Raw genomic sequence first — 6,428 nt, 5'->3', positions numbered from 1 at the left:
CCCTGCAGGGCCGGGTTCAGCCTCTCCTTCTGCCAGATGGACATGGCATTGCCCCCATGGCGGAAGGCAAAATCTCCAGGCCCCCGGTAAAGCATGCGGTAGGAGAGCATGCCCTTGTCCTCGCTGATCAGGCTGCCCGCTTGAAGCCCCCTGGATGCCATGATCTGCATGCCGCTGGACGCCCGGTAGATGTGGGTGTCTGTCTTTTCTGCATCCCCGGCCGAGATGGCCGCAAGAAGGCCTTCGTCTTCCAGGTTCAGGAAGGTGTCTCCAAAACGCACAAGATCCGGCGTATCCTTGTTTTCGTCGGTCTTGCCTTCAAACCAGATACGCACAAGGCCCGTGGCAGAATCCAGCTCCGCGGTATCCGGTCTGCCGTCTCCGTTGAGATCCAGGTGGGCGGGGAGCGTCCAGCCCGTGCTTTCTTTGGCGCTGCGTCGGGTCTTTTCTCCAAGGGGCAGCACCGGGCCGCCCGCCCTTTCATGCAAAAAAGCCTTGCCCGTGATGGCCGCCACATCCACAGTGAGGTGGACGTTTCTGTGAAAACTCTGGTTGATCCCCGCATCCATCTGCGCCGCAGCCATCTGGCCCATGGCTGCCCCAAGGCTCGTTGGCATGCCAAAGGCTGCGGAACCGCCGGAGCACATATCAAAAATGGGCCGCTGCACAAAGTAATGCCCCACAGGCCGTGGCCGCTTGGGATTGAACTCCTGGTAGAGAAGCTGGCCATAAACAAAGTGATCCAGGGTGTAAAAAAAGCCCGGACAGGGCGGCAGACGGTACATGAGCTGGTAGTGGCCATCCTCGCGGGTGAGATTGCCACTTCTCCAGTCTCCGCTTGCGCTCACAAAAGCCCCGGATACAGGGCCCCAGAGGGTGTCGCCCTGCTTATACCCCCCAAGGGCCTGCCCGCCGGGCGTACCGTCGGCCTGACTGTAAAACCCGGAAAGATACCCGATGTTCCCGATGGAAGCGTGAAGAAGGGAGCCCTTGTCATCCAGAAGCACGGAGCGGATCTCTTCTCCAAGATCCCGCACGTCCTTAAGATTTAAAGGGGATTCATGGAGAAGGGGTTTCATGCCGGGAATAAGGGCCGAAGGGGCAATGCGCAGGATGCTTTTTGTGTCCGGATGAAAAGAAACTCCGGGAAGAACCAGGGGAAGATTTTCTATGGATACGGGAAGGGAGGTGCTGGTCAGGGCGTCCCGGAACGCCGCCACCCGCTGACGGTATTCGGAAGCGGCCATGGCTCGGGCATCCCGGTAGCGGTCTGTGGCAGGGCCGATTTTTTCAAGAACCTCGCCACTGGAACCATAGGCCACCCAGACCGGTGCGCCGTCCTCAAGGATCAGCCCGCGGGTACCCATGGCACCAGATGCAAAACGCGGGCTTAAGCCCCAGTTATCAAAGGACAGAGCCGGAACCGCAGAAAACCAGAGACCCCAGAAAAAGGCCGTGAAAAGAAGACTTCTGATGAAAAGCTCCCTGATAAAGAGAGAAGCCTCGCCAGTCACCCGGTTCTGCGGAGCGTTTAAGAATGTTTTCATGAAAATCAATCCCGTATTGGTGAACATCTTTTTTATATTCTGTACGGCCATTTTTGACACATCGGACATCATCAGGCTTTTTCAAGGCTTTCTGCCCTCACCCCCGGCCCCTCTCCCAAAGGGAGAAAACAGGACCTGCCCCACAAAAAAACTCATTCTTCCGTACCGGCAGCGCCTGCCCCCAGCCTTCCCAGAAGATCGGCAAGATGCAGAAGTCCCTCCCCATAGGCCTTCAGAAGATCCTGGGCACCTTCTTCCACAAAGGCATATCCTAAGGCATCCAGCCTGCGAAGCTCCAGCCGCTCCGAGCGCACCCGCCTGGCCTCCCGATCCACAAGACCCACACCTGCGGGTTTCAGACTGCCCGTATCCGGATCAAAACCCACCAGCACCACCCGATCCCCAACGGCTTCCACATAATCATGGGAGCCGTAAAGGGCGGGCATATGAAAAGAAAGCCCCACAGGCCCTTCCACCTCCAAAGGACCTGGCGTCAGCATGTACATCCAGGATGGCATGACACTGTCCATGGGCCAGGGGATTTCTTCATACTCAAGGAACACGGCGGTCACGGGCTTTCTGTCCCGGCCGTCCCCAAAAAAGAGGCGGGCATCTTCAAGATCCAGCACAAGCTCCCCGTGATCCAGGCTCACATCCCCCATACCCGAACCCAGAAGAACCATGGGAAGATCCCCGCGGATCACGGGAATGCGGAACATGCCCGCACGGTTCACCTCGCCTCCCGCCACATGCACCCTGCGCTCAAGGCTGCCAAGGCCCGGATGCTCCATACCCGGATTCACCTCAAGACGGTAAGTGCCGGGAACAAGACTGTCTTCAGCTCTGTCCCCAAAGCCGAACCCGAAACTGCCCTCCTTGTCCGTCACTACGCTTAAGTCCGGTTTTGCAAGCCGCACCCTTACCCCGGCAAGGGGCGTCATGCGGGTATCCGTCACAAAACCCTGAAGAAAGGTGGGAAGGGGACGCACGGTAAAGACATTGCGGAGAATTTCTTCGCCCTGATACCGCACCGTCACATGCACGGTGGCTCCCCAGGCAAAATCCCGCTCCGGATAAAAGGCCGCAAGGGTCTTCTCCGGGAACCAGGAAAGCCCGCCCGGTACAGGTTCCCTCTCCCGATTCACCCTCTCCATGGGGATCTCCCCCATCTCCTCTATGCCCCGGCCGGGTTCGGTTTCTTTATAGTTTAAGGTGTGGGCCGTTTCTTCAAGCACAACTTCCAGTGCATCCGGATTAATCATCCGGTTAAAGGAGAGACTCACAAAGGCGCCAGGCGCCACGCCCGTCTCCCCCTCCCCCGGTCTGAGCTCAAGGCTTAAGGGAAGGGTGGCTTCATCCTGGATCTGAAAGCTGGATCGGGTTCGACCCAGAACCCGGCCTTCGGCATTCAGCACCTCCAGCTCCAGAGAATGGGAACCCGGGGCTCCGTCCAGCACAAGCCCAGCCCTGCCGGTGGTGCCGCTGAAGGCAAGATCCGGAACCAGGATTCCGTCCAGCTTCAGGGCTACCCTGTCTTCCGGCTCAAGATCCGGAACCCGGCAGATCAGAGGCAGGGTGAGGAGCCTTTGCCCTGTGACCAGAACAGCCCCGTCCTGAGGAGAAAGAATCTCAGGCCTTCTGGCTGCCATAAACAGCAGACCCAGCAGTTTTTCTGTGCGGTTACCTGCCCTGTCCCAGGCCACAAGGCGCAAGGTGTTCTCCACCCCCGGATTTAAATCGAGACCCGTGGCAAAGGACCAGCCCCCTTCGCCCGCAAGGCTTAAGGCCAGAGGACTTTGCCCTATGCGCAGACCGCCGGGATGGGGTTCCAGGATCCGGCCGGACAGCATCCAGCCCTGCTCCACAATCTCGTTCATCTCCGGATAAGCCCGCAGATCCCCGTCAAGGAGAATCTCCGGTGCGGTCTTATCCTGCATCACCGTCCACTCCAGGCTGGATTCCACATCAAGGCCGCTTTGCGCACGGACATGCATGGGATGGGCAAACCCCTCCTCTCCCAGGTGGACCGTGTGTTGAAAATGCAGGGCCTCAGCCGATCCGCCCGTCCGGGCCGGACTGCCGTTCACCCAGACCCCCTTCACCCCATCCGGACTGTACACCGTGCCCCGCACCTGCACCCTGTCTTCCTGCACCATGGCGTTTTTCTGAGGATGACGGATCTCAATCCGGGGCGGCCCGCCCTCCCCTGCGGGGACAAAGCGGTGAACGCCACTGCGCAGCATCACCCCGCCATGATCCGTACGCACTTCCAGGTCAAAATAGTTCGGCCCTTCCACAAGAAAGAGCTCTTCAAACACAAAGGGGTGAACCCCGCCCTGACCTGCAGGCCTGTACTCCCAGGTTCCACCCCTTCCATGGAGCACCAGGGTCAAAGCCTCCCCGGGAAGATCCGTGTCCACTTCCCCTTCCACCTTAAGTTTTTCTGTGAACACCCGCTCTCCGGCCCCAGGCCGCAGCAGACGGATCCGCGGCTTCAGGGGAGAGCGGTTGTCCACCCTGCGCTCCATACGGGTCTCATTGCCCGCAGGATCCATCACTTTGAAGGTGATACGGTTGTCTCCGAAAGCCAGGGGAAGTTCCGCCACAAAATCCCCTTCTGCCTCTCCGGGAAGCAGGGCAAAGTCTGTGTCATACCGATCCGAATGCGCCTTCATACTGTGCACCCCCGTATCGTCGGACACTCGGCCTGTGAATACATGAAAAAGCGCTTCTGTTACCGCGTGCTCCGGGCCGTCCACCTGTACAAGAGGCGCAAGCGTATCCTGCACCAGAGAAAAGGAAAATCGGGAGAGCCTGTTCCCGCTGCTGTCCCAAACCGATACCCGCCAGGCTCCCAGAGCGGGAAGCGCCAGAGAAAAACCCGAGCCGCTGCCCGCAGAAACAAGCGCATGCTCCCCGGATACGGCCCTGATCTTCATCTCCCCCTCCAAAGCCAGAACCGATGCACTCAGGGTCACAGGCAGCCCCACTCCCGCATTCAGGGCCCAGTCCCCCGTCTTGTTCCGCGTGCAGCCCCCAAGGCTGAAGGCATCGGGCGCATGGGCCTCCACCCTTGCCGCAGGTGACCAGGGGCCGGGCAGCTCCAGCAGCCCACCGCTCAGGGGATCGGCCAGCACACGGATTCCCCGCACCCGGTAATGCCACTTTGTAAACGCCGCGCTCAGATCATCCAAAATCTGACATTCCCGGCCTTTCCCCAGAATCTCCACACCCGCTTCCGTCTCACTCCGGCTGAGCTCATAGGCCTCAAAATCCTCACACGGCCAGGAAATCTTCACATGGGGATCCTGCCAATCCAGATCCGGACGGGAAAGAGTCGTGGCGTTCCAGGCGGCAAAAACCTTCACCCCATCCGACGGACGCCCCGGCTGCAGCCTGCGATCCACAGCCACCACGGCGTACTCGTACACCACGCCATGGGTTACACTGCGGTCCACATACAAGCGCGTATCTCCGGGCAACAGCACAGAAGAGAGATTCAGCGCCTCAGCCTGGCCCTGAGCCTTCCGGTAAATCCAGTATCCCGCCAGATCCTTATGCGCCACAGGTGTCCAGGTGAGCCGCACTCCGGGCTCCGTGCGCAGGGCCTCGGCCTTGAAGTCCTTCACCGCAGGAAGCCTGCATCCTGTCAGCACCAGAATCAGAAGAAAAAAAATGCCCCAGCGTAACCTCCCAGCTTCCAGCCTGCCCATGCTCCCCATCCTCCTGCCTCTCCCCATCAAACCCATCTATCCATCCTTGCGGGCATGGCGGATATCCGCCCTGTCCATGGCCTTCGTCTGGATCAGGCTCTCCAGCCCCGACCTTGAAAGCGCCTTCCCATCCACCCGCGCGATGACATCCTCCCCACCGCAGCCCCACAGGGAAACAAAAAACACTTTTTCATTCCCGACAAAATCATTTTTCTGCTATGGTTTTTTCATGAAAAATGAACACAATCCCCACGATACGGGATACAAACTCTTTTTTTCTCATCCGGAAATGGTTCGGGATCTTCTCTGCGGTTTTGTGAAAGAAGACTGGGTTCATGAAATTGACCTCAATACCCTGGAACCGGTTTCTACGGCCTACATCACCGAAGACATGCGTTCACGCCACAGCGACACCTTATGGCGGGTACGGTTCAGGGGAAAATGGCTCTACCTCTATCTGCTGCTTGAGTTTCAGTCATCGGATGACTATTTTATGGGCGTACGCCTCATGGTGTATGTCGGTCTGCTCTATCAGGACATCATCCGTACCCAAAACCTTAAACGGGGCGACACCCTGCCACCCGTTGTCCCCATGGTGATCTACAACGGCAGGGGAGCATGGCAGACTCCCCTTGATGTCAGGGATCTGATCCAGCCCGTTCAGGATTCTTTAAAACCCTTTACACCCAGTCTCAGATACTGGCTTCTTGATGAAAACCGGATCAGCAAGGCGGAACTGGGAGGCGTGGATCTCAATCTTGTGCGGGAACTGATCGCCTTTGAGATGTGTACAACACCCGAAGAAATTCGAGCACGCATTGCAGATCTGATCGAAAAACTTGAGTCTGATGAATACAGAAATATCCAGCGCATCTTTGCCATATGGCTCAGCCGCCTGCTCAGGTCGCGGTTCAAAAATGATGCCATACCCGAATACCATGCACTCACGGAGGTGGAAGCCATGCTCGCTGAAAAAATGACCGAATGGACAGAAGAGTGGGAGAAAAAAGGCCATCTCAAAGGCAAGATGGAAGGCAAGATGGAAGGCAAGATGGAAGGCAAGATGGAAGAGCGTATGGAAACCATCAAAAAACTCCGTACGGAAAAATTCCAGACTCTTATGCGCCTTTACAATTTCAACATAAGCCCCGACAAAATTGCCGCCGCT

Annotated in this window: 4 protein-coding genes; 1 reads left to right on the top strand and 3 read right to left on the bottom strand. The window is 57.9% G+C overall.

The window, feature by feature from the left end:
• The 3 genes from RBR60_RS16025 to RBR60_RS16015 all read right to left on the bottom strand — a co-directional run.
• On the bottom strand, window positions 1–1,547 hold a 1,547-nt coding region (locus tag RBR60_RS16025; protein WP_320358652.1), incomplete at its 3' end, for a hypothetical protein.
• 152 nt (window positions 1,548–1,699) lie between these two features.
• Complete coding sequence (locus RBR60_RS16020) at window positions 1,700–5,260, bottom strand: carboxypeptidase-like regulatory domain-containing protein (protein WP_320358650.1); 3,561 nt, start codon at window positions 5,258–5,260, stop codon at window positions 1,700–1,702.
• Window positions 5,261–5,296: 36 nt separating this feature from the next.
• Window positions 5,297–5,446 (bottom strand): hypothetical protein, encoded by a 150-nt coding sequence (locus RBR60_RS16015; RefSeq protein WP_186443208.1) that lies wholly within the window; start codon window positions 5,444–5,446, stop codon window positions 5,297–5,299.
• Between the two features lie 43 nt (window positions 5,447–5,489).
• Between RBR60_RS16015 and RBR60_RS16010 the strand changes: the two genes are divergently transcribed.
• Window positions 5,490–6,428, top strand: a 939-nt coding sequence (locus RBR60_RS16010) for an Rpn family recombination-promoting nuclease/putative transposase (RefSeq protein ID WP_320358646.1), incomplete at its 3' end; no start/stop codon positions are given.

The sequence above is a fragment of the Desulfobotulus sp. genome (genome assembly GCF_034006065.1).
GTDB lineage: Bacteria > Desulfobacterota > Desulfobacteria > Desulfobacterales > ASO4-4 > Desulfobotulus.
Note: the sequence above shows the minus strand (reverse complement) of the source record. Positions and strands in the feature narration are given on the sequence as shown.